Below are 19,847 nucleotides of genomic sequence, written 5' to 3'. Positions count from 1 at the left end.
GATATATTTCTGTTCTTATTTATAAATTAACTGTGAATTCTGTCATCACAGGGAAATGGTCACTGTATCCGCCTAAATAGCGGGTGCCTGCGTAGGTCCTAAATGGCCTGCCGGCAAATTTCCTGTCCCAGCTGCTTAATTTAGGATGATTAAAGACTTTCGCTGACGTAAAATGTAGCGGGAAAGAGGTTCCAAAGAACTCTTTTGACAAAATAATTTGGTCAAAAAGCAAGCCATTTTTATAATGGAAGGTGGAATAGGACTTATTCTGAAAGAGCTCAAAAAACGGATCTATGAGAATTTTATCAGATTGATCATCATAAAGAAGATTTTTTACATTTTCATCATCTGGATTTTCATTGAAATCCCCACATATAATTACTGCTTCATTCTGTTCAGAATTTATATTGATCACTTTCTCACGAATATCTTTCAGGATAAATTCGCGTTTGGGACGATTAATGTTTCTCTCTCTTTTGGATGGAAGATGCAGTACAAATACATTGAGCAACTGCCCCGCATACTGGAATTTACACCATAACACATCTCTCGTCGTATCGTAGTTTGCAGGATTATTGTCTTCAATCTCAAAAAAATAAGTAATCGGCTCGGATGAAACAAGCTGTACTTTATTCTTATCATAAATCAGTGCCACATCAACTCCTCTCTCATCCATGGAATCATAGTGTACCACTCCATATTCCGAATTAAACGGAGCCATGGTAACCAACTCATCCAACGGAGCCTGCCCCTGGATTTCGGAAAAACCGATGAACATGGGCAAAGTCTCTTCAGCCTCCTTAATTAACTGAAAAACCTGTGCAATTTTCAGGAGTTTGTTTTTGTACCTTTTTTCGTCCCAGTTTCTTAAGCCTGACAATGTGGGATCTAAGCGATGAACTGACGGCGGGTCGGGAGAAAATAAATTCTCCACGTTATAAAATGCAATAAGCTCTTTCAGTTCATGTACCATCAGCAAAATCTATCAGTCTATTTTTTTTAGAATTGTAAATTTATAAAAAATATTGATTATGGCTGATTTATTCTAAAAGATCGGGTCTTTTTTCCAGCGTGATTTTAACAGACTCCTCGTGAAGCCAATCCTGAATTTTTTTCAGATTGCCGCTGAGCAATACATCAGGCACTTTCAAACCTTTATATTCAGAAGGCCTTGTATATATTGGAGGCGAGAGAAGATTATCCTGAAAACTGTCGGTAAGTGCACTTTGTTCATCATTTAACACCCCCGGAAGCAGCCTGATTACGGAATCTGCCAATACACATGCAGCTAACTCACCGCCGGTAAGAACATAGTCACCAATTGAAATTTCCCTGGTAATGTGGAGATCGCGGACTCTTTGGTCAATACCCTTGTAATGACCGCATAAAAAAATAAGATTCTGTTTTGTGGAAAAGGTATTGGCAATTTTCTGAGTAAGAGTTTCTCCATCAGGGGTGAGATAAATTACCTCATCATAGTCTCTCTGCGCTTTCAATTGAGAAATACACTGATCCAATGGCTCAATCATCATCACCATTCCGGCACTTCCACCGTATGGAGCATCATCAATCTGACGGTGCTTTCCCAATCCGAATTCGCGGAGATGATGAAAATGAACTTCAGCTAAACCCTTTTCAACTGCTCTTTTCAGGATAGACGTTTTGAACGGGCTCTCCATAAGTTCCGGTAACACACTTATAATATCAATTCTCATTGTTCAGTATCGTTCTTTTTGTTGGGGATAATAATAAGTCGCAGGGAAGAGTCTTTATTAACATAACTCCACATCCAGTTGAAGAAAACGGCAATTTTGTTTCTTACCGAGAGAATCAGCATTAAATGAAGGAACATCCAGAAATACCACGCCAGAAAACCCTGAAACTTAAAATTAGGCAAATCAACGACCGCTCTATGCTTCCCTATCGTTGCCATGCTTCCCTGATCATTGTATTCGTACTTCTGCCACTCGCTCTCAGATTTCTTTAAAAAATTTCTTCCGAGATTTTTACCCTGGTTGATGGCAACATTTGCCACCTGAGGATGGGCCTGCGGATATTTGGGAGTTTCCATGTAGGCAATGTCGCCAATTGCGTAAATATTTTCATACCCCAGGATGCGGTTGAAACGGTCGGTTTTATAACGGTTTCTTACCATAATCTCCGGCGCAAGACCGTCGATAATATTTCCGGTTACTCCGGCTGCCCAAATGACGTTATTCGATGGAATTGTTTTACCGCTTTTCATATAAACCCTGTCGCCGTCGTAATCGGTTACAAATTCATCACTCATAAAGCGGACCCCCAGTTCTTTCAGATATTTTTCTGACATTTTCTGAGAATCTTCGCTCATCACACTTAGCGGCGTCAGTGTAGAACTTACCAGAATAATATTGAGATTCTCAAAATTCATATGAGGATAATCGCGGGGCAGGATATCTTTCTTCATTTCGGAAAAAGCGCCTGCGAGTTCTACACCGGTTGGTCCGCTTCCTACGATTACAATATTCCAGTTGCCGTCATCGCTGCGTTTTCTTTCTATGATAAGTCTCTCAAAGGTAAGAAGAACATGGTTTCGGATGGCAATTGCTTCCTGCGTGTTTTTCATCCCGAAGGTCAGGCCTTCCATCTTACTGTTCCCGAAAAAATTAGTTTTACATCCAGTGGCAATGACTAATTTGTCGTAAGTAAACTCTGCATCTTCAGTAATAATTTTATTCTGCTCAGGTAAAATCTTCTGTACGTCGGTCATCCGGTACTGAATATTTCTGGAACGCTGAAAAATTTTACGGAAAGGAAAGGAGATATTACTGGGTTCAATACGGCCGCAGGCAACCTGATAAAACAGCGGCTGAAACATGTGATGGTTCACTCTATCGATTACAATAACCTTCTTTCTCCTATTGTTAAGAGACTTGGCCAACTGCAAGCCCGCAAATCCACCACCGATGATCACTATTTTTTCGCGTGTTTCCATTTGAGCAAAATTAGGGATTTTTTTACAGTTAAATTTCAGGAAGCAATTTTCAGAAATCAAAAAAATCCTGAAAATAATTTCAGGATTTAATTTATTGTTTAACGATTTGGGTCACTTTCTGTGTATTGTCACTCATCGTGTAGCGCATCAGGTATTTGCCCGGCCTTAACCTGTCAAGTCTTATTTCGGCTGAGTTCTTATTTAATGCATATTCAGCAACCTGCATTCCAAGGATTGAATAAAAGGTAACAGATTTAATTTTTACAAAGGAATCCTTTGATTTTACAACGATAAAATCTCTCGCAGGATTAGGATAAGCGACAATCACCGCATCCTCAGATTTTTGAGATGCTGAAATCGGTTCTCTTACCACAGACTGAGCGGAAACTTTTTCCGATAAAACTGTTAAACTGCCGATAAATATGATTGAAAATAATAATTTTTTCACCTTATAGAACTTTATATTTATAAATATCCTCACAAATGTAAGAAATTGAATTTTATTTGCAATAGTTTTTTTGTAAAACTATAATTAAATTTGCATCAGTAAATTCAAATACTATTCCAAAATGATTATATACTCAAGAAACCGACGGTTACGAACTAGCCCGTCAATCCGAGCACTGGTGCAGGAAACTGTTCTAACCACGAACGACCTGGTGATGCCCATATTTGTAATGGAAGGCACAAATACCCAGGAACCTATCCCTTCAATGCCGGGAATTTTCCGCAGAACACTTGATCTTACCGTCAAGGAATGTCAGGAATTATACAGCATGGGAGTTAAAGCGGTTAATCTTTACATGAAAGTTTCGGAAAATTTAAAGGACAATAAAGGAACCGAGTCCTGGAATAAAAACGGCTTGATGCAGAATACCATTAAAGCTATTAAAGACGCTATTCCGGGAATGATTGTGATGCCGGATGTTGCTTTGGATCCCTACTCGATCTATGGACACGACGGAATTATCACCACCGGAAAAGTTGATAATGATGCAACGAATGAAGCGCTGGTAAAAATGTCGGTTTCACTTGCAGAAGCCGGGGCAGACATTTTGGCTCCAAGCGACATGATGGACGGAAGAGTTGCAGCAATAAGAACAAGTCTGGAAGAAAGCGGTTTTACAGATGTTGGAATCTTAAGTTACGCAGCGAAATACGCCAGTTCGTTTTATGGCCCATTCCGAAGTGCTTTGGACTCTGCACCTAAAGAAGATGCAGATATTCCGAAGGACAAGAAAACTTACCAGATGGATTTTCATAATTCCCGCGAAGCAATGGACGAAGTAATGAAAGATGTTGCGGAAGGAGCCGATATTATCATGATTAAACCCGGAATGCCATATCTTGATATTGTTGCAAAAGTTCGCGAAGCTATCGATTTGCCTATCGCGGTTTATAACGTAAGCGGTGAATATGCAATGCTGAAAGCTGCAGCACAGAATGGCTGGCTTGATAACGACAAAGCGATTATCGAAAGTTTAACCTGCATCAAAAGAGCGGGTGCCGACATGATTTTTACTTACGCAGCGAAAGAAGCGGCCGTTCTGCTTAATAAATAAATCAAATCAGTTTATTGGCGCTCGCTTCGCTCGCGCCAACTTTTATAAAAAAATCTTTCAAATAATTTTGAAAGATTTTTTTACTTTTACCTCAGTTAGAACCATGTTTTTCTGCCCTGTACATAAGTGCGGTCGAACTGCTCGTCGCTCATGGTGAGGTAAATAATTCCTTCGATAAACGGAATTACGGTTGCGATTCCACAGGTTACAATATTCAGGACAATCTGTATGATCCCTTCATTGATGTAGCCCAAATAAAATTTATTCGCACCGAACGTACCAAGTAAAATTCCTAAAAGTCCTGCAGCCAGTTTCTTTTCTGAGCGGTAATTTGGGTTACTGAAGTTTTGATTTTGGGATTCGGGATTATTGTAGCCGTAAGTTTCCATTGAATTTGTTTTGTGATTAATTGTTTGGAAATCAGTCGCCCTACCAAATAAAAAGTTACAGCTTAATTAAATATTTCCCATAAAAAATAAACCGTAACATTTCTGGTTTTCCTCTAAACCAAGAAATTCATCCAGATGCTTAATCATTCCGGGACTGCTCCAGTAGCAGCCTATGTTATGGGCAGTACAGGTAAGATACATATTCTGCACAGCCATTGCGGTAGCCGCAATTTCTTCCCATTCTGGGAGCAATCCGCTGAAGTTGACGGAAATCGTAACAATAACATTGGCTTTGCCAGCCTTCTCGGTGATGCTTAAATATTTTTTTTCTAAAAACTGTTCAGGTAAAACCGTCGATTTATAGATTTCAGCCAATTTCTGACCCAATAACAGCTTCTCTTCATTTTTAAAAACTTTAAAACGCCAGGGCTTCGTTCTCTTATGATTGGGCGCAAATGTTGCGGAGTTCAAAATTTCATTCAAAACTTCCTGCTCTATGTCCGCGTCTGTATAATCTTTAGGAAAAATACTTTTTCTGCTTTCTATAATTTCCTTTAATACTTGTGATTTTTCCATTATATCTAAATAATTATGTTTGAGATTTGCCAACTATATCACGTTTTCAATAGTCTGGGCGATGTTATTGAGAACAAAAGAATCTCCGGCTTTTTTACCGAAGAGGATCTTTGCCATAGGACTTTCCTCAGAAATCGCATAGAACCGGTCGCCTTCATAGAAAAACTCACCCAGAGAAACCGAAATATAAAATCTTGCTTTATTCGTAAAGACCAATGATCCGACCGCGACCCGCTGCGTGGATGCATTTAGAACTTTAGTCATATTTCTCTGAAGATCTTTCAGTGAAGCCAGTTGCTTCTGCATCTGATAAATTTCTTCCTGCATCTCCTCGCGGATCGAATCGTATTTCGGTGTCTTTTTGATTTCGCGGCTGGCTTCCAAAGTGAAATCCAGAAACTTTTCGAGTTTCTTTATTTTCCCGATGATAATATCGATAACGTGATTGCGTATATCACTTTTTAAAACCGTACTGCTTCGCATAAACTCCAATTTTTAATAAAGTTAAAAATTCTTTTGAATTCAAAATTGATGCTAACCGTTAAAAATGGAGAACTCTTAGAGTTGAAAGATCTTAAACCGGCGTCGACAGTTTCTGGCGGACCGCTTCATATAGAATGGCTCCGCACGCTACAGAAACATTAAGAGACTGTGTTTTTCCTTCAATGGGAAGTTTAATTTTCTCGTCAGAATGATGCAGAACTTCTTTAGAAATTCCGGTTTCCTCATTTCCCATTACGATAGAGCAAGGCTGGGTAAAATCTACGTCATAAATAAGTTTCTGAGCTTTCTCTGTAGCTGCAAAAACCTGAATCCCTGACTGCTGAAGAAAATCTACGGTATGTGCCAGATTTTTTTCTTTACAGATTCTCACATTGTAAATCGCCCCTGCAGAAGTTTTAATAGCATCTGAATTAATGGGCGCCGCACCTTTTTCAGGTAAAACAATCGCGTGAATACCCACACATTCTGCAGTACGGCAAATTGCCCCGAAATTTCTAACATCAGTTAAACGGTCCAATATCAATATGAAAGGAGTTTTTCCCTCTTCGAAAAGTTGCGGCAGTACATCTTCAATCTTCTCAAAAGGCACATCTGAAATAAATGCCACGACACCCTGATGATTTTTACGGGTAAAACGGTTAAGTTTTTCTACCGGAACATAATTCGGGCGGATGTTATTTTTGGATAAAAGAGTTTTGAGTTCGTGATAGATTTCGCCCTGCAAAGCATTCTGCAAAAATATCTTGTCAATTGTTTTTCCGGCTTCAATTGCTTCCATTACAGGTCGCAAACCAAAAATAAAGTCGTCTTTCATTATATTAAATGGTAAATGGATAATTAAAATAAATTATCTGTTGTTAAGTTTAAAAGTTTTCTCCGATAATCGCTCTTTTTTGTGCCATGGCATATCCGTAGTGCAATGTTTCATGCATATTATTGAAGATAATGGCATCCTGAATATTCTTCAGATCCAAACCAAAACTGGTTGTATAAGGCGTGTAATCTGCAAAAAAATCGGCATCGTAATCCTTCATCAAAATTTTCGAGGTTTCCGTTAGCAGAAAAGCCAGATCATCAACCTCCGACTGCTGCACATTAAGATTCGGCAGCGTGCCTTTTTTGTAGGTTTCGATCCAGTATTTATCGATTCTGAAAGGGTTTCCGCTGAGATAGTAGCATAAAAGCTGCTGGGTAGCGACCGTGTGTGCGATATTCCAGTAAATATTATTGTTAAAACCGTCGGGAATCTGCATTAAATCTCTATGCGAAGTATTCCGTAAAATCTCCAGAAGATTCCTTCGGACTTGCCGGTGTGCCTGAAAATGATAATTCATTTGAGCAAATTTTAATCTTCAAAAATAGGTTAATTAACTGAAAAAGACAAAAATGCCAAAATACGATCTGCTGATTACCCTATTAATGCATACAATTCTAAAACACGATTTTAAAGACAGCATTAATTTACGACAAGTTAAGTGAACTTCCCGCATTTTCTTTAACAAAACTTTAACTCACTCTTGGCACTAATTGTGTTGACTGATGACGGTATTTATTAGAAATTTACACTTTAAATTTTAAAAAACACTATGTCAGAACTACATCAGGCCGAAGATATAAGACAACTCACCGAAAAAGTAAGGGAGCAGAATTACTTTTTCACCCTTCTGAAACAGGAAATCAACAAAGCAATTATCGGACAGGAATATATGGTAGACCGCTTACTGATCGGTCTTCTGGGCAATGGCCATGTTCTTCTTGAAGGAGTTCCGGGGCTGGCCAAAACACTGGCAATTAAAACACTTTCAGATGCTGTTCAGGGCGATTTTTCCCGTATTCAGTTTACGCCGGATCTTTTGCCTGCGGATGTTGTAGGAACCATGATGTACAATATAAAAGATAACGATTTCACCATAAAACGGGGACCTATTTTTGCAAATTTCGTTTTGGCTGACGAAATTAACCGTGCTCCGTCCAAAGTACAGTCGGCGCTTTTGGAAGCGATGCAGGAAAAACAGGTCACCATAGGCGACGAAACCATGCCTTTACCAAAACCCTTCCTTGTGTTGGCAACCCAAAACCCGATTGATCAGGAAGGAACTTACCTTTTACCTGAAGCACAAAGTGACCGTTTCATGTTGAAATGTACCATCAGCTATCCCGAGTTTGAAGATGAAAGAAAGATCATGAAAATGGTAGCGACATCCCACCAGCCGGAGATTAAGCCTGTGATTTCACTCCACAATATTATGGAGGCGAAAAATCTCATCAACCAGATTTATCTTGACGAGAAAATTGAAAAATACATCCTCGATATGGTTTTTGCCACAAGAACTCCGGAAAATTACGGATTGGCAGAACTTAAAAACTATATCAGTTTCGGTGCTTCTCCTAGAGCTTCCATTAACTTGGCAATCGCTTCGCGGGCAATGGCTTTCCTGAAAAACAGGGCGTTTGTACTTCCGGAAGATGTGAAGGAGATCGCAAAAGACGTTCTGAGACATAGAATCGGACTGAGTTTTGAAGCGGAAGCGGAAGAAATTACCGCCGATGAGATTGTTGACAGAATCTTAGGGAAAGTTCAGGCACCCTAATTCGCGTTATAAAATCCTAAACTCATTTATAGCCCCGATTGAAGCGGCATCCTTTTGCGAAACGGAGTGAAGCAAAAGATACAGCGTAAAGCGGGACCACAGGTCTGAAAAAAAAGAAATCGTCGGGCTCCTGAAAAAAGAAATCATGCAGATTAAAGATATCATCAAAAAGGTAAAACAGATTGAGATTCGGACTAAGAAAAAGTCGGAAGCTACTTTGATGGGTCAGTATCACAGTGCATTTAAAGGACAGGGAATGACTTTTTCTGAAGTCCGTCCCTACCAGTTCGGCGACGAAATCCGTAGAATCGACTGGAATAAAACAGCCCGGTTCCGCGAACCTTTTGTAAAGGTGATGGAGGAAGAACGCGAACTCACGCTGATGCTTCTGGTAGATATTTCAGCATCCATGGATTACGGAACCAAAACTCAGCTGAAACGCGAATTTGTCGCAGAAATAGCCGCAAGTTTAGGATTTTCAGCGGCGGGCAACAATGATAAAGTCGGACTGATATTATTTGCCGACAAAGTTTATAAAGTAATCCCCCCTCAAAAAGGCAGAAAACACATTTTAGCGATTATCAGTAATATTTTAACGGCAGATTATGTTCCGTCGGAATCAAAAATCGACGGTGCGCTGCAATATATGATGAACATTTTCAAGAAAAAATCGCTTGTTTTTATGTTTTCAGATTTTGAGGATGAATACGATTTGAAGATTTTGCGCGTGGCAGCCAGAAAACATCAACTTTTGGGAATGCGTATTTATGATGACAAAGACAGCGAAATCCCCGATATCGGATATTCGCTCTTTCAGGATTCAGAAACTGGCAGACAGATATGGGCAAACACTTCGAGCGCAAGATGGCGTTATGAATTCGCCGAAAAACAAAAACAGAAAGTACGCGCCGTAACCGATGATTTCGAAAATTCTTCCGGCAATTTCATGAATATTAATACTGGTGAAGATTATTCGAAATTCCTTTATCAGTATTTCCGGAAAAGATAAATTTCGGCTACGAAGCATATTAAAACAGATATTACATTTTGAAAAAAATATTATTTCTCATATTCTCTGTACTCAATATTTTTGCGTTTTCGCAGACATTGGGTTCCCGTCTCGAAAAAAAAACCCTGGCTCTTGGCGAGGTGGTAACCTTCCGGGTAAGCATTTCTGATCTTGGCGGAAAAGATGTTGTATCCTCACCGAAAAATGAATTGTTACCTTTTCATTTCGAAGAAATTAAAGACAGCATCAGCAAAAGACCAGATTACTATGAAAGAGTAATTGAATTCGCTATTTTCGAAGAAGGTAAATACACGATTCCTGCGCTCGATTTTAATATTGGCGGGCAGCTTTTCCATACGATTCCGTACGAAGTCGAAGTCATTAACACCGCTCAGAAGGGTGATGAAATTAATGACATCATGAAAAATAAGGAGGTAAAACTTGATGTTAAAGATTATTGGGAACTTTACAAATGGTATATTTTAGGTCTGCTGATTTTACTCGCTTTAATATTTATTATTTATTATCTGGTAAGATATGCCAAACGCAGAAAAAATTCGCCGGCGGTGATGACGAACCAAACGTTAAAAGATTTGGAAAATTTAAAGAAGAAAAAATTCATTGAAAATGGCGATTACCGCTCTTTCTATGTAGAATTGATCGATATTTCCAGGAACTTCATTACCAAACAGTATAAAATTCCGGCAGATGTCTTGCTGACCGATGATCTTATAGACGTCATGAAACTCAACAATACCATTTCCCCTGAAAATGAGAAAATAGTTGAAAATATTTTTCTGCGTGGCGATTTGGTGAAATTCGCCAAGACTTTCCCTGATCAGCCGACGATGCAGATCGATTTCAATGACATGAAAACTTTTGTGAAACGCTCTTCCAAAGATCTGGAAGCCGAGCAACTAAGAACAGGCGTGTAATGGCATTCGATTTACTCAATTTAGAATTTTACAGTCCGTGGTTTTTACTGCTGTTTGTCGTTTTTATTCCTTTAATCATTTTGGATTTGAGGAAAAAGAAACGAAGCGGCGTGCGCGTTCCGACCGTTAGAAATATGCAGGAGAATAAAGGGATTATTTTTGTTCTGTTCCTGCTGAAAATCTCCAAGTATATCATCCTTACTGCGTTGATAATTGCGATGGCGCGGCCCCGTACATTTACGATTTCTCAGGACAACGATGACAGTAAAGGTATTGATATCATGCTTTCGGTGGATGTTTCGCTCAGCATGTTAGCAAAAGATCTGGAGCCTGACCGCCTTACGGCATTGAAGGAAATCGCCAAGAAATTTGTAGATAAAAGGCCTGGCGACCGAATCGGGCTGGTAACCTATTCTGGCGAGGCATTTACAAAAGTTCCAGTAACCTCAGACCATGCGGTTCTGCTTGAGGAACTTGAAAATCTGAATCCCTTGGAATTACAGCCTGGAACAGCGATTGGTGAAGGACTTTCCGTAGCGGTGAGCCATTTGCGACACAGCAAATCGAAATCGAAAATCATCATTCTGATGACCGACGGAGTGAATACGATAGAAAATGCAATGCCCGCGCAAGTCGGCGCCCAACTTGCAAAAAGTAACGATATTAAAGTATATTCGATAGGTATTGGAACCAACGGTTATGCTTTAATGCCGACAGCAACAGATATTTTCGGAGATTTGGTTTTTAATGAGGCGGAAGTTAAGATTGATGAACCCGTTCTGCGCGAAATTGCGCAAACTACCGGTGGTAAATATTTCCGGGCAACCTCTAACCAAAGTCTGGAGGAAGTTTACGAAGAAATTAACCAGCTCGAGAAAACGGAACTAAAATCTACCAAACTGTACAATTATCAGGAATATTTCAGAATATTTCTGTGGATTGCCCTGGGTGTTTTAATTTTGGACGCGCTGTTACGGTGGTTTTTTTATAAGTTTTTAAGCTGATGATGAATTTTATATGAATTGGTATTTAGGAAATAACTGGTATTTACTTTTGCTGTTGCTGCTACCGCTGCTGGGGATTATTATTGCCGGATACATAAAGTGGAAAAACCGCAAGAAAACTGTTTTCGCTGAAGCAAGATTTCAGGAAGAACTCTTCGAGAAGAAAAGTGGATTTTCCAGATTTTTTCCTGTTCTATATTTAATTGCTACCCTCTTCCTGATTCTTTCTATTGTAGATTTACTTAGCGGTTCTGAAGAAGTGAAAACGAAGCAAAAAATGAATAATGTTATTTTTCTTCTTGATGTTTCCAACTCAATGAATGCTCAGGATGTGGAGCAAAACCGCCTGACCCAAGCCAAAAACATCATCATCAACACGATGTTTAAAATGAAGAACGACAAGGTAGGGATTGTGGTTTTCGCCGGCGAAGCTTCGTCAATTATGCCTTTAACCACAGATTTTACGGCAGCTGAAACGTATGTTGGCGGTGTGGAAACCAGCATCGTAAAAATTCAGGGAACCGATTTTTTAAACGGCATGAAAACCACTGCAGATAAATTTAAAAACATTGCAAAAGGTTCCCGTAAAGTCGTTTTAATAAGTGATGGAGAAGATAATGAAGGCAACGAAAAAGCAGCCATAAAGTTGGCAAACCGTGAGGGAATTCATGTTGTATCGGTTGGAATTGGTACCGAAGAAGGTGCTCCGATTCCTGAATATGTTTTCGGACAGCTCATGGGTTACAAAACTGATTTGACAGGGCAAACCGTAATTTCTAAAAGGCAGTTGAACGCCCTTAAAAACATCGCTGAAGAAACCGGAGGTTCTTATGTGGATGGAAATAATCTGGATGGTGCCACCTCACAAATTATTGATGCACTTTCCAAAACTTCATCTTCATCCGAAACTATTGTAAAATCTCAGAATGCGATTCATTATTACCAATATTTTTTAGGCATTTCAATACTATTCTTTCTTATTATCTTTTTCACGAATCCCAAAAGAGACTTCAATATTTAACTAACAATCAGCTAATTCGGTGTATTTTTAACCGAAATTTAACAGAAACAGGCGCACAACTTAACATTTAAAGGGATAATTTTGCAGTAATGAATCGCAGTTTACTTTATACAGTCATATTTTTGATCTTTAGCACGTCCACTTTCTCCGCGCAGAAAAGTTACAACACCCTTATTTTTGAAGGTAATAAAGATTTTGAGAAGAAGAATTATGAATCTTCCTCTTCTAAATATATGGAGGCAATAAAAGTTAACGAAAAAGATTTCACCGCGCATTACAATTTGGGAAACTCACTGTACAAAAGAAAAATGTATGCTGAAGCGACGGCAGAATATGAGAAAGCAGAAAAATTATCTGCTACGATTCCTGATAAAGCAGCAGCACTCTATAATTTAGGAAACGCCCATATGCAGACTAATAATTCAAAAAAGGCTGCAGAACTATATAAACAGGCATTGAAGCAGGATCCTTATAATGAGACCATCCGTAAGAATTATGAGATCGCAATGCTGAAAGAAAAAGAAAAAGAGGAAGAGAAAAAGCAGAAAAACAATTCCGGTGGTGGCGGTGGAAACGACGAAAATCAGGAAAAAAACCAGGGTCAGGAAAAAGGTGACACCCCGCAAAGCCAGGCAGGAAAAGGGCAGCAAAACAAAGGTGAAGGTGAAGGCGACGACCCCAATAAAAATAAAAACAGTAACTCAGGCAAAATGCCAAAAGACCTGGAAAACTCAATACTTAACCGTGTAGAAAACAAAGAAAGGGAAACCGCGAAACGAATCCTAAACAAAAATTCCTATTCGATGCCTCAGAGCAACGAAAAGGATTGGTAATGAAAAATCGAATTCCATACATATTATTTCTCTTTTCAGCCGTATTAACTTACGGTCAGGTAACCTTAGCTATTTCTGAAGTAAAAGAGCAGAAGGTAAACCAACCCTTTAACCTTACTGTTTTACTTGAAATTGCCGGGGAAAACATGGAGCAGGAAACCCCGCTCAGGATGCCTGATACGTCTAAGTTCGATATCATAGGTACGGCTTCTGAACAGAATACCGTGGTTCTAGATCCTAAAAAAGGAAACGTACTGAACCAACTGGTTTACCAAATGGTGCTGAACCCAAAACAGGCCGGCAAGTTCAAGTTCGGATCTGTACTCGTGACTGTAAACGGCAAAATTTACAAAACTGAACCTTTCGAAATTAATGTAAGGGAAGGCGATAAAAAATCTTCAGTAGCCACAGCCAATATCTCAGATGATCTGTACCTCAACATGGAGATCAAGGATAAAACAGTCTATAAAAACGAACCCACTATCGCAGTTCTGCGGGCATATAGCCGCGATTACGATAATTTCAGAAAGGTTAATAACATCCAATATCCGCAGCATAGAAATATCAGAATAAAGCCTGTCAGCTTTGCCAAATCAGAAATTGAATCCCACTCGGGAATAGCTTCTCAGATCATTGCTGTATTTATGATTTTCCCTTCAGAAACAGGTAATATAGAGGTTCCTCCGATTTCTGCCTCACTAGGCCGAGCGCCAAAAGCTGAAAAAATATCATCCAACAAGGTAAGGCTGAATGTACAAAAACTTCCCGAAGGCATGCCGGTACATTTTAAAAATGCCGTAGGTAATTTCGATATTACAGTAGCCAATAAAAATCCCGCCGAAATACCACAGATTGAAAAACCTGTAAATATTGCGGTAGAGATTTCTGGCTCCGGGAACTTCGGTACTCTTCATTTGCCAAAAATTCTGAACTCAGACGATTATGTGTTTTTTGCCCCAAAAATCTCAACTAAAACCAGTGCCAGAAAAGACGGACTGATTGGTAATCTTGTAGCTGAATATGTGGTTATCCCCAAAAAGACAGGGCCAGTTACCGTAAGATTTGAAGATTTTGCCTACTTCAATCCGGAAGAAAAGAATTATGTGGATGAAGGCTCTAAATTTATTGTATTAGATGTAAAGACGCCTGAGCAGATTGCAGATGCAAAGTCAACACTTGAAAGAGTTAATGATTACACTAATAATGTTCTGGAAACGGTGAATACACCGGTGCTTCAGACCCACAATTTAAAAGTTAAAGATAAAAGCAGTATCAACTGGAAGATTGTTTTCGGCAATCTGGCATTAATGGGGGCACTACTTTCTCTATTTCTTGTGGTCAGAAAGAAAATGACCAGCCGTACCTTAAAACCTGTTATGGAATTGAAGCCTATTACCACCATTGCAGAAACCGAAGAGATACTCAGAACTCAATTGAGTGTTCAGTTTGATGACAGTATAGAATATTTAAAAAAATTAGCAGAAAATAAAGATTACTCTAAACTGCTTTCAGCGTACGACGAATTGCACAGAGATACAAAAGAAATCATTGGTGTAAATACTGAATCAGATTTTAAAAAATTTCTGGAAAAACATAAAGGCCAGCGATTTGCAGATGATTACCGTGCGCTTTCCGAACAGATTCAGATGGAAAAATATGCTCCATTTCATACGGATGAGCACATTGATGAACTTTTAAAATCGGTGATCCGTTTATATTCCCAGATTAGGCAATAATCAATTATTTTTTATATTTTTGCGAAATTAATAATTTTAGAAATGCTTGACTCTTTCTCTTTAAAAGAAACGCTTACTACCACTATGGTTCTCTTCGCCGTAATCGATATTGTGGGTTCCATTCCTATTATCGTAAGCTTAAAGCAGAAATTTGGGCATATTGAATCGGAAAAAGCTGCGATTGTTTCGGGTATTCTGATGATTTCCTTCCTTTTTATCGGGAATAAAATTCTGAAATTTATCGGAGTAGATGTAAATTCATTTGCGATTGCAGGGGCATTTGTGATCTTCATTATCGCTGTGGAAATGATTCTGGGCATTGAGATCCAGAAACATCAGGAAGCAAAATCCGCTTCTATTGTTCCCATCGCATTTCCGTTAATTGCTGGCGCCGGAACATTAACTACTACCCTGTCTCTACGTGCGGAATATCATGATATTAATATCATTTCAGGAATCATCCTCAATACAATTTTCGTATATTTGGTGCTGAAATCAGCGAACTGGATCGAAAGAAAACTGGGCGACGGAACTCTTCAGGTTTTACAGAAAGTTTTCGGAATTATTCTACTCGCAATTTCAATTAAACTGTTTACAGCCAACTTTGCACAGCTGTTCAGCACGTACGTTAAATTTTAAGACTTTACAAAATGCATGTTTTTTATAAAATATTCTTAGTGTTATTCGTAATTTTCATTGGCTTTAACCTTTATGCAATGGAATGGCAGCTTGGTTTCTGGCACGAAGAAAACGCTAAATTCATTTTATCAATGTCAGCTGCGGTTTTAGGAATTCTGGTGGTTTTCGTACTCCACACTTTAAGCAGATTCTCCGCAAAGAAATAATTTCGCGAAGTTCTAGAATTTCATCACGTCTTTCACTACACCGTTATTCTGGGTATGTTGTAAAAGTTCTTTTACAATAAATTCCTTGATCTTATCTTCTTCATTGTCCGCAGGAAAAAGCAGATGAACATTTGCACCCGCATCTAAGGTGAAAAAAAGCGGCAAACCTGTCTCTTTGCGGAAATCCCAGATTTTATTAATCACCTCCAGCGTACCGGTTTTCATCAGTATAAAAGCAGGCTCACTCATCATCATCATGGCGTGGAGGGTAAGCGCCTCATGTTCAACAAGTTTAATAAAATTCTGAAGATCGCCGTTCTTCAGAATTACTTTTAAAGTTCTGAAACTTTCATGTGCTTCGCGGAATCTTCTTTCCGCGTAAGGATTGGTGTTCATTAAACCGTGACCTACCGTAGAACTTACAGATTTTGCGCCTTCATGAATCAGAAGAACCCAATCATTGAAACTCTTAAAAACTTCGTGAATTTCATTATTCGGGTATTGCACAGCATAAAGATCAGAACTGTCTTCAACTTCTTTCGTTGTTCCCCAGACTACAAGGCCGTCATACAGGCTTCTGCATGCGCTTCCGCTGCCTAATCTGGCAAGAAAACTTGCCTTCCGCACTTTAAAATCACAATCCTGAATACCTGAAAAATTCTGCTCGAGCTCCATTAAGCACTTGGCGATCGCACCAAATCCCGACGCCGAACTTGCAATTCCGGAACTGTGAGGAAAAGTATTTTCGGTTCTGATGATGTATTTGCCTTTTAAAATCCAGGGAAGAAATTCCTCTATATTGCGGAAATACTTTTCGATTTTTTCGGCAAATTTCTTCTCCTCATTGCCGGAAAGAAAGGTTTGTACAGAAAATTTCCCATCCGCGACAAATTCCATCGACGTATTTGTTTTGCAGTTATTTAAGGTGTAACTGATGCTTGGGTTCGCGGGAATCTGGTTCTCATATTTTCCCCAGTATTTGATGAGTGCGATATTCGAAGGACAGCTCGCCGAAACCGTTTGGCTGGATATATTGAAGTTTTTATTTCCTGTAAAATCGTTCATGTTTTCTTATTAAGTTTGCGCTAAGCAGTGTACATCTTATCGATTAACGCTGCGTATTTCTGCATTACTACATTTCTCTTCACCTTTAATGTCGGCGTGATTTCTCCCGTATTGATTTCGAATTCCGCAGGCATCAATACAAATTTCTTCACTTTTTCGAAACCGGAAAGGCTTTTTTGAATTTCCTCGAGTTTTTCGCGGTAAAACTCTTTAATTTTTTCTGAATCAACAATTTCCTGCCAGTTAGTAAACGGGATATTCATTTTAGGAAGCTGCTCTTTCAGCGCTTCGAAATTAGGAATAATCAACGCTGTGACAAAAGGTTTATCTTCTGCCACAATCATTGCCTGATTAATATAATTGTTATTAGACAGTAAATTTTCAATAGGCTGAGGCGTGATATATTTTCCGTTAGCCGTCTTCATCAAATCCTTGATTCTGTCGGTAATGTAAAGATTTCCTTTTTCATCAAACTTACCCGCATCTCCGGTTTTGAACCATCCGTCTTCCGTGAAAACCTCAGCAGTTTCCTTCGGTAATTTGTAATAGCCTTTCATTATACCGCTACCTTTTGCCAGAATTTCGTCGTTCTCACCGATTTTGAGCTGCGTATCGCCAAGCGGAATTCCCGCGCTTCCGTGTTCATATTGAGTAAAGGGAAAAGCGGTTAAGGTAGCCGTAGTTTCAGTGAGTCCATAACCTACCGTCATGTGAACCCCCAAAGCATCGAAAAATCTTGTTACATCAGGGGAAACCGAAGCTCCGCCGCAAGGCATAAACCAAAGCTTTCCACCCATTTTTTTCTTGATTTTATTAAAAACAAGAAGATCGGCAATGTTATTTTTTAGTTTTAAGCTTAAAGGAACTGACTTTTCAAGGCGCTTAAGATCAGCAACCTGACTCCCTATCTCCATTGCCCAGTTGAAGATTTTCTTTTTTGATTCCGAACCGTTTTGCACCATTTCGTTGACGCCCGCATAGATTTTCTGATAAAATCTTGGCACTGCACACATCATTGTAGGTTTTACTTCTGTTAAAGCATGAGCGATAAGTTTGGTATTTTCGAGGAAATATACCTTGGCGCCGCCGTAAAGTGAAAGTAATGTCCAGCTTCTTTCGAAAACATGGGTAAGCGGTAGAAAAGCTAATGACGTTTCATTTTCGAAATTTTTAAATTTAAAAAATTCGAAGTGTGCTTTGATACACTCGTGGAAATTGCGGTGCGTTAGCATAACACCTTTCGGCACGCCCGTAGTTCCGGAAGTGTAAATAATGGTCGCAAGATCATCGTCTTCTTTTTGAACAATATCAAAATGTTCCTCAGCTTTTTTGATGAAATCTTCAAAATAAATACTCCGGTCTTTTTTGATCCAAATTGCTTTTTTGGCGACAATAATCTGCTGCAGCGTGTTTTCTTTATTCAGAATTTCGAAAGAAGCGTCATACTGTTCCTGATTACCGACTAAAATAATTTTTGCTTCCGCATCATTGATGATATATTCGGCCTGTGGACCATTGTTTGTGGAATAAATCGGTACAGTAACAGCGCCAAGAGAAAGAATTGCCAAATCAAAAGTGATCCATTCTGCAGAGTTATCGGAGTAAATTGCCACCCTGTCGTTTTCAGAAATTCCGGCTTCTTTCAGCGCATTTGCGGTTTTAAACACCATTCTGCGGAAATCGCGCCAGTGTATTTCTTTCCATACGTCCTTCTTTTTAAAACCTATTGCAGGTTTTATGGAGAACTTCTCTGCATTTGTGTTTAAAAATTCTGCAAAATTCATCTCTACTTTTTTAAGCTTTTTTTATCAGTTCTGTAATTTCCGAGGTGGAAATTTATGCTTTCGCTTACCGGGATGAACTTGAATCCCAGGGTTTCTACAATTTTATTATTACTTACGGTACTGAAAGTGGTAACTGATTCTGTGTTAACTTTATCCACCATTCTTAAAGGTGAAAAAAGCCATCCAAAAAGAAAGTTCAAAACCCTTCCCACCATAAGCAATACCGATGGAATGATCTTCGGGGCGGCAAGTCCCAATTTTTGTCTTACATAAGAACCCACCTCGAAATAGCGTTTATTTTCAGAAATCAGGATAAACCGCTCACCGAAAATATTTTTATCCATAAGTTCTATGGATGCCCTGGCCACATCACGCACATCTACATAAGATGCTCCACCGGAAAAAGTATAAGGTCTCGCCAAATTTTCGAAAATCAGTCCGCTGCTTTGCGTCCAGTTTCCGCTGCCGATGATGATTCCGGGATTTACAATAACCGTATTTAATCCTTCTGCTGCGGCACGCCAAACTTCCATTTCAGAGAAATGTTTGGAAACCGCGTAGGCAGAATGATCTAATTTCAGGTTATAATCTGAACTCTCATCCGTTTCGCCTTTTTCGTTTACGCCATCAAGTACTGCAATTGAACTCACGAAACAGAATTTTTTAACCCCTGAGCCTTCACACGCAAAAAGCAGATTTTTAGTTCCCTCGATATTGGTGTGATACATTTTTCGCTGATCGGCCGGATGAAAACTAACTGTCGCTGCGCAGTGATACACTTCTTCGATTCCCTTCAGGGCATTTTGAAGTGAGAACATGTCATCGAAATCTACATCCACCCATTTAATCTTCTCAAAGAAACTTTCAGGACTGTCAGTATAGAATTTATAGGAATTCTTTACCTCCCCGATATTGCTTGATTTTCGTTTTGCGGCAACCACAGATTTACCCTGTTTCAACAACTGTAAAACGATAACCCGTCCGAGAATTCCTGTAGCGCCGGTAACTAGAATCATGCG

Annotated in this window: 22 protein-coding genes; 10 read left to right on the top strand and 12 right to left on the bottom strand. The window is 39.2% G+C overall.

What is annotated here, in order from left to right; translation table 11 throughout:
- Positions 1-19 precede the first annotated feature (19 nt).
- The 4 genes from KTV93_RS09455 to KTV93_RS09440 all read right to left on the bottom strand — a co-directional run bounded on the left by KTV93_RS09455 (position 20) and on the right by KTV93_RS09440 (position 3,422).
- Complete coding sequence (locus KTV93_RS09455) at positions 20-973, bottom strand: endonuclease/exonuclease/phosphatase family protein (protein ID WP_218248702.1); 954 nt, start codon at positions 971-973, stop codon at positions 20-22.
- Between the two features lie 67 nt (positions 974-1,040).
- Entirely contained in the window at positions 1,041-1,715 is a 675-nt protein-coding gene (gene trmD, locus KTV93_RS09450; RefSeq protein ID WP_218248701.1) for a tRNA (guanosine(37)-N1)-methyltransferase TrmD, read from the bottom strand.
- Positions 1,712-2,974 (bottom strand): NAD(P)/FAD-dependent oxidoreductase, encoded by a 1,263-nt coding sequence (locus KTV93_RS09445; protein WP_218248700.1) that lies wholly within the window; start codon positions 2,972-2,974, stop codon positions 1,712-1,714. The genes trmD and KTV93_RS09445 overlap by 4 nt, the downstream gene beginning before the upstream one ends.
- Positions 2,975-3,065: 91 nt before the next feature.
- Entirely contained in the window at positions 3,066-3,422 is a 357-nt protein-coding gene (locus KTV93_RS09440) for a T9SS type A sorting domain-containing protein (protein ID WP_218248699.1), read from the bottom strand.
- Between the two features lie 121 nt (positions 3,423-3,543).
- On the opposite strand from KTV93_RS09440, the gene hemB reads away from it, so the two are divergent.
- Positions 3,544-4,536, top strand: a complete 993-nt coding sequence (gene hemB, locus KTV93_RS09435; protein ID WP_218248698.1) for a porphobilinogen synthase — start codon at positions 3,544-3,546, stop codon at positions 4,534-4,536.
- 95 nt (positions 4,537-4,631) lie between these two features.
- Here the strand turns inward: hemB and KTV93_RS09430 are convergent, their stop codons facing one another.
- From KTV93_RS09430 to KTV93_RS09410, 5 genes are all read right to left on the bottom strand, one after another.
- Positions 4,632-4,925 carry a TM2 domain-containing protein gene (locus KTV93_RS09430; protein WP_218248697.1) on the bottom strand — a complete coding sequence of 98 codons (294 nt, stop codon included), beginning with the start codon at positions 4,923-4,925 and terminating at the stop codon, positions 4,632-4,634.
- Positions 4,926-4,991: 66 nt separating this feature from the next.
- On the bottom strand, positions 4,992-5,501 hold the full coding sequence (locus tag KTV93_RS09425) for a nitroreductase family protein (protein WP_218248696.1): 510 nt from the start codon (positions 5,499-5,501) through the stop codon (positions 4,992-4,994).
- 33 nt (positions 5,502-5,534) lie between these two features.
- Positions 5,535-5,984, bottom strand: coding sequence for a GreA/GreB family elongation factor (locus KTV93_RS09420; protein ID WP_218248695.1), 450 nt, complete (start codon positions 5,982-5,984; stop codon positions 5,535-5,537).
- A gap of 91 nt (positions 5,985-6,075) precedes the next feature.
- Entirely contained in the window at positions 6,076-6,819 is a 744-nt protein-coding gene (gene rlmB, locus KTV93_RS09415; RefSeq protein WP_218248694.1) for a 23S rRNA (guanosine(2251)-2'-O)-methyltransferase RlmB, read from the bottom strand.
- A 49-nt stretch (positions 6,820-6,868) separates the two neighbouring features.
- The gene (locus KTV93_RS09410) at positions 6,869-7,339 is read right to left on the bottom strand and encodes a DinB family protein (protein ID WP_218248693.1); all 471 of its coding nucleotides are present in this window, start codon (positions 7,337-7,339) and stop codon (positions 6,869-6,871) included.
- Between the two features lie 252 nt (positions 7,340-7,591).
- Between KTV93_RS09410 and KTV93_RS09405 the strand changes: the two genes are divergently transcribed.
- The 9 genes from KTV93_RS09405 (at position 7,592) to KTV93_RS09365 (ending at position 15,979) form a co-directional block, all read left to right on the top strand.
- Positions 7,592-8,596 (top strand): AAA family ATPase, encoded by a 1,005-nt coding sequence (locus KTV93_RS09405; RefSeq protein WP_218248692.1) that lies wholly within the window; start codon positions 7,592-7,594, stop codon positions 8,594-8,596.
- A 145-nt stretch (positions 8,597-8,741) separates the two neighbouring features.
- Positions 8,742-9,605, top strand: a complete 864-nt coding sequence (locus tag KTV93_RS09400; protein WP_218248691.1) for a DUF58 domain-containing protein — start codon at positions 8,742-8,744, stop codon at positions 9,603-9,605.
- A 38-nt stretch (positions 9,606-9,643) separates the two neighbouring features.
- The gene (locus KTV93_RS09395; RefSeq protein ID WP_425256089.1) at positions 9,644-10,540 is read left to right on the top strand and encodes a BatD family protein; all 897 of its coding nucleotides are present in this window, start codon (positions 9,644-9,646) and stop codon (positions 10,538-10,540) included.
- The gene (locus tag KTV93_RS09390; RefSeq protein ID WP_218248690.1) at positions 10,540-11,544 is read left to right on the top strand and encodes a vWA domain-containing protein; all 1,005 of its coding nucleotides are present in this window, start codon (positions 10,540-10,542) and stop codon (positions 11,542-11,544) included. Before KTV93_RS09395 ends, KTV93_RS09390 begins: the two co-directional genes overlap by 1 nt.
- A gap of 13 nt (positions 11,545-11,557) precedes the next feature.
- Positions 11,558-12,565, top strand: a complete 1,008-nt coding sequence (locus KTV93_RS09385; RefSeq protein WP_218248689.1) for a vWA domain-containing protein — start codon at positions 11,558-11,560, stop codon at positions 12,563-12,565.
- A gap of 122 nt (positions 12,566-12,687) precedes the next feature.
- Positions 12,688-13,398 carry a tetratricopeptide repeat protein gene (locus tag KTV93_RS09380; protein WP_317206431.1) on the top strand — a complete coding sequence of 237 codons (711 nt, stop codon included), beginning with the start codon at positions 12,688-12,690 and terminating at the stop codon, positions 13,396-13,398.
- Positions 13,398-15,134, top strand: coding sequence for a BatD family protein (locus KTV93_RS09375; RefSeq protein ID WP_218248687.1), 1,737 nt, complete (start codon positions 13,398-13,400; stop codon positions 15,132-15,134). Before KTV93_RS09380 ends, KTV93_RS09375 begins: the two co-directional genes overlap by 1 nt.
- Positions 15,135-15,176: 42 nt before the next feature.
- Positions 15,177-15,773: a MarC family protein gene (locus KTV93_RS09370; protein WP_218248686.1), complete on the top strand. Its 597-nt coding sequence runs from the start codon at positions 15,177-15,179 to the stop codon at positions 15,771-15,773.
- A gap of 11 nt (positions 15,774-15,784) precedes the next feature.
- Positions 15,785-15,979, top strand: a complete 195-nt coding sequence (locus KTV93_RS09365) for a hypothetical protein (protein WP_218248685.1) — start codon at positions 15,785-15,787, stop codon at positions 15,977-15,979.
- A gap of 12 nt (positions 15,980-15,991) precedes the next feature.
- On the opposite strand, the gene KTV93_RS09360 is transcribed toward KTV93_RS09365, so the two are convergent.
- Genes KTV93_RS09360 through KTV93_RS09350 form a run of 3 tightly spaced genes read right to left on the bottom strand, consistent with a single transcriptional unit; the run spans position 15,992 to position 19,844 of the window.
- On the bottom strand, positions 15,992-17,044 hold the full coding sequence (locus KTV93_RS09360) for a diphosphomevalonate decarboxylase (protein ID WP_218248684.1): 1,053 nt from the start codon (positions 17,042-17,044) through the stop codon (positions 15,992-15,994).
- Positions 17,045-17,064: 20 nt separating this feature from the next.
- Complete coding sequence (locus tag KTV93_RS09355; RefSeq protein WP_218248683.1) at positions 17,065-18,828, bottom strand: AMP-dependent synthetase/ligase; 1,764 nt, start codon at positions 18,826-18,828, stop codon at positions 17,065-17,067.
- Positions 18,829-18,830: 2 nt separating this feature from the next.
- Positions 18,831-19,844 carry an NAD-dependent epimerase/dehydratase family protein gene (locus tag KTV93_RS09350; RefSeq protein WP_218248682.1) on the bottom strand — a complete coding sequence of 338 codons (1,014 nt, stop codon included), beginning with the start codon at positions 19,842-19,844 and terminating at the stop codon, positions 18,831-18,833.
- Between the last annotated feature and the right edge of the window lie 3 nt (positions 19,845-19,847).

Source organism: Kaistella faecalis, assembly GCF_019195395.1.
GTDB lineage: Bacteria > Bacteroidota > Bacteroidia > Flavobacteriales > Weeksellaceae > Kaistella > Kaistella faecalis.
Note: the sequence above shows the minus strand (reverse complement) of the source record. Positions and strands in the feature narration are given on the sequence as shown.

Bases quoted from the DNA above. Each gene is read 5' to 3' on its own strand.
- rlmB (WP_218248694.1), bottom strand. From the start codon at position 6,819: ATGAAAGACGACTTTATTTTTGGTTTGCGACCTGTAATGGAAGCAATT.
- KTV93_RS09445 (WP_218248700.1), bottom strand. From the start codon at position 2,974: ATGGAAACACGCGAAAAAATAGTGATCATCGGTGGTGGATTTGCGGGC.
- KTV93_RS09350 (WP_218248682.1), bottom strand. From the start codon at position 19,844: ATGATTCTAGTTACCGGCGCTACAGGAATTCTCGGACGGGTTATCGTT.
- KTV93_RS09455 (WP_218248702.1), bottom strand. From the start codon at position 973: ATGGTACATGAACTGAAAGAGCTTATTGCATTTTATAACGTGGAGAAT.
- KTV93_RS09365 (WP_218248685.1), top strand. From the start codon at position 15,785: ATGCATGTTTTTTATAAAATATTCTTAGTGTTATTCGTAATTTTCATT.
- KTV93_RS09355 (WP_218248683.1), bottom strand. From the start codon at position 18,828: ATGAATTTTGCAGAATTTTTAAACACAAATGCAGAGAAGTTCTCCATA.
- KTV93_RS09370 (WP_218248686.1), top strand. From the start codon at position 15,177: ATGCTTGACTCTTTCTCTTTAAAAGAAACGCTTACTACCACTATGGTT.
- KTV93_RS09410 (WP_218248693.1), bottom strand. From the start codon at position 7,339: ATGAATTATCATTTTCAGGCACACCGGCAAGTCCGAAGGAATCTTCTG.
- hemB (WP_218248698.1), top strand. From the start codon at position 3,544: ATGATTATATACTCAAGAAACCGACGGTTACGAACTAGCCCGTCAATC.
- KTV93_RS09425 (WP_218248696.1), bottom strand. From the start codon at position 5,501: ATGGAAAAATCACAAGTATTAAAGGAAATTATAGAAAGCAGAAAAAGT.
- KTV93_RS09430 (WP_218248697.1), bottom strand. From the start codon at position 4,925: ATGGAAACTTACGGCTACAATAATCCCGAATCCCAAAATCAAAACTTC.
- KTV93_RS09375 (WP_218248687.1), top strand. From the start codon at position 13,398: ATGAAAAATCGAATTCCATACATATTATTTCTCTTTTCAGCCGTATTA.
- KTV93_RS09390 (WP_218248690.1), top strand. From the start codon at position 10,540: ATGGCATTCGATTTACTCAATTTAGAATTTTACAGTCCGTGGTTTTTA.
- KTV93_RS09360 (WP_218248684.1), bottom strand. From the start codon at position 17,044: ATGAACGATTTTACAGGAAATAAAAACTTCAATATATCCAGCCAAACG.
- KTV93_RS09400 (WP_218248691.1), top strand. From the start codon at position 8,742: ATGCAGATTAAAGATATCATCAAAAAGGTAAAACAGATTGAGATTCGG.
- KTV93_RS09385 (WP_218248689.1), top strand. From the start codon at position 11,558: ATGAATTGGTATTTAGGAAATAACTGGTATTTACTTTTGCTGTTGCTG.
- KTV93_RS09405 (WP_218248692.1), top strand. From the start codon at position 7,592: ATGTCAGAACTACATCAGGCCGAAGATATAAGACAACTCACCGAAAAA.
- trmD (WP_218248701.1), bottom strand. From the start codon at position 1,715: ATGAGAATTGATATTATAAGTGTGTTACCGGAACTTATGGAGAGCCCG.
- KTV93_RS09420 (WP_218248695.1), bottom strand. From the start codon at position 5,984: ATGCGAAGCAGTACGGTTTTAAAAAGTGATATACGCAATCACGTTATC.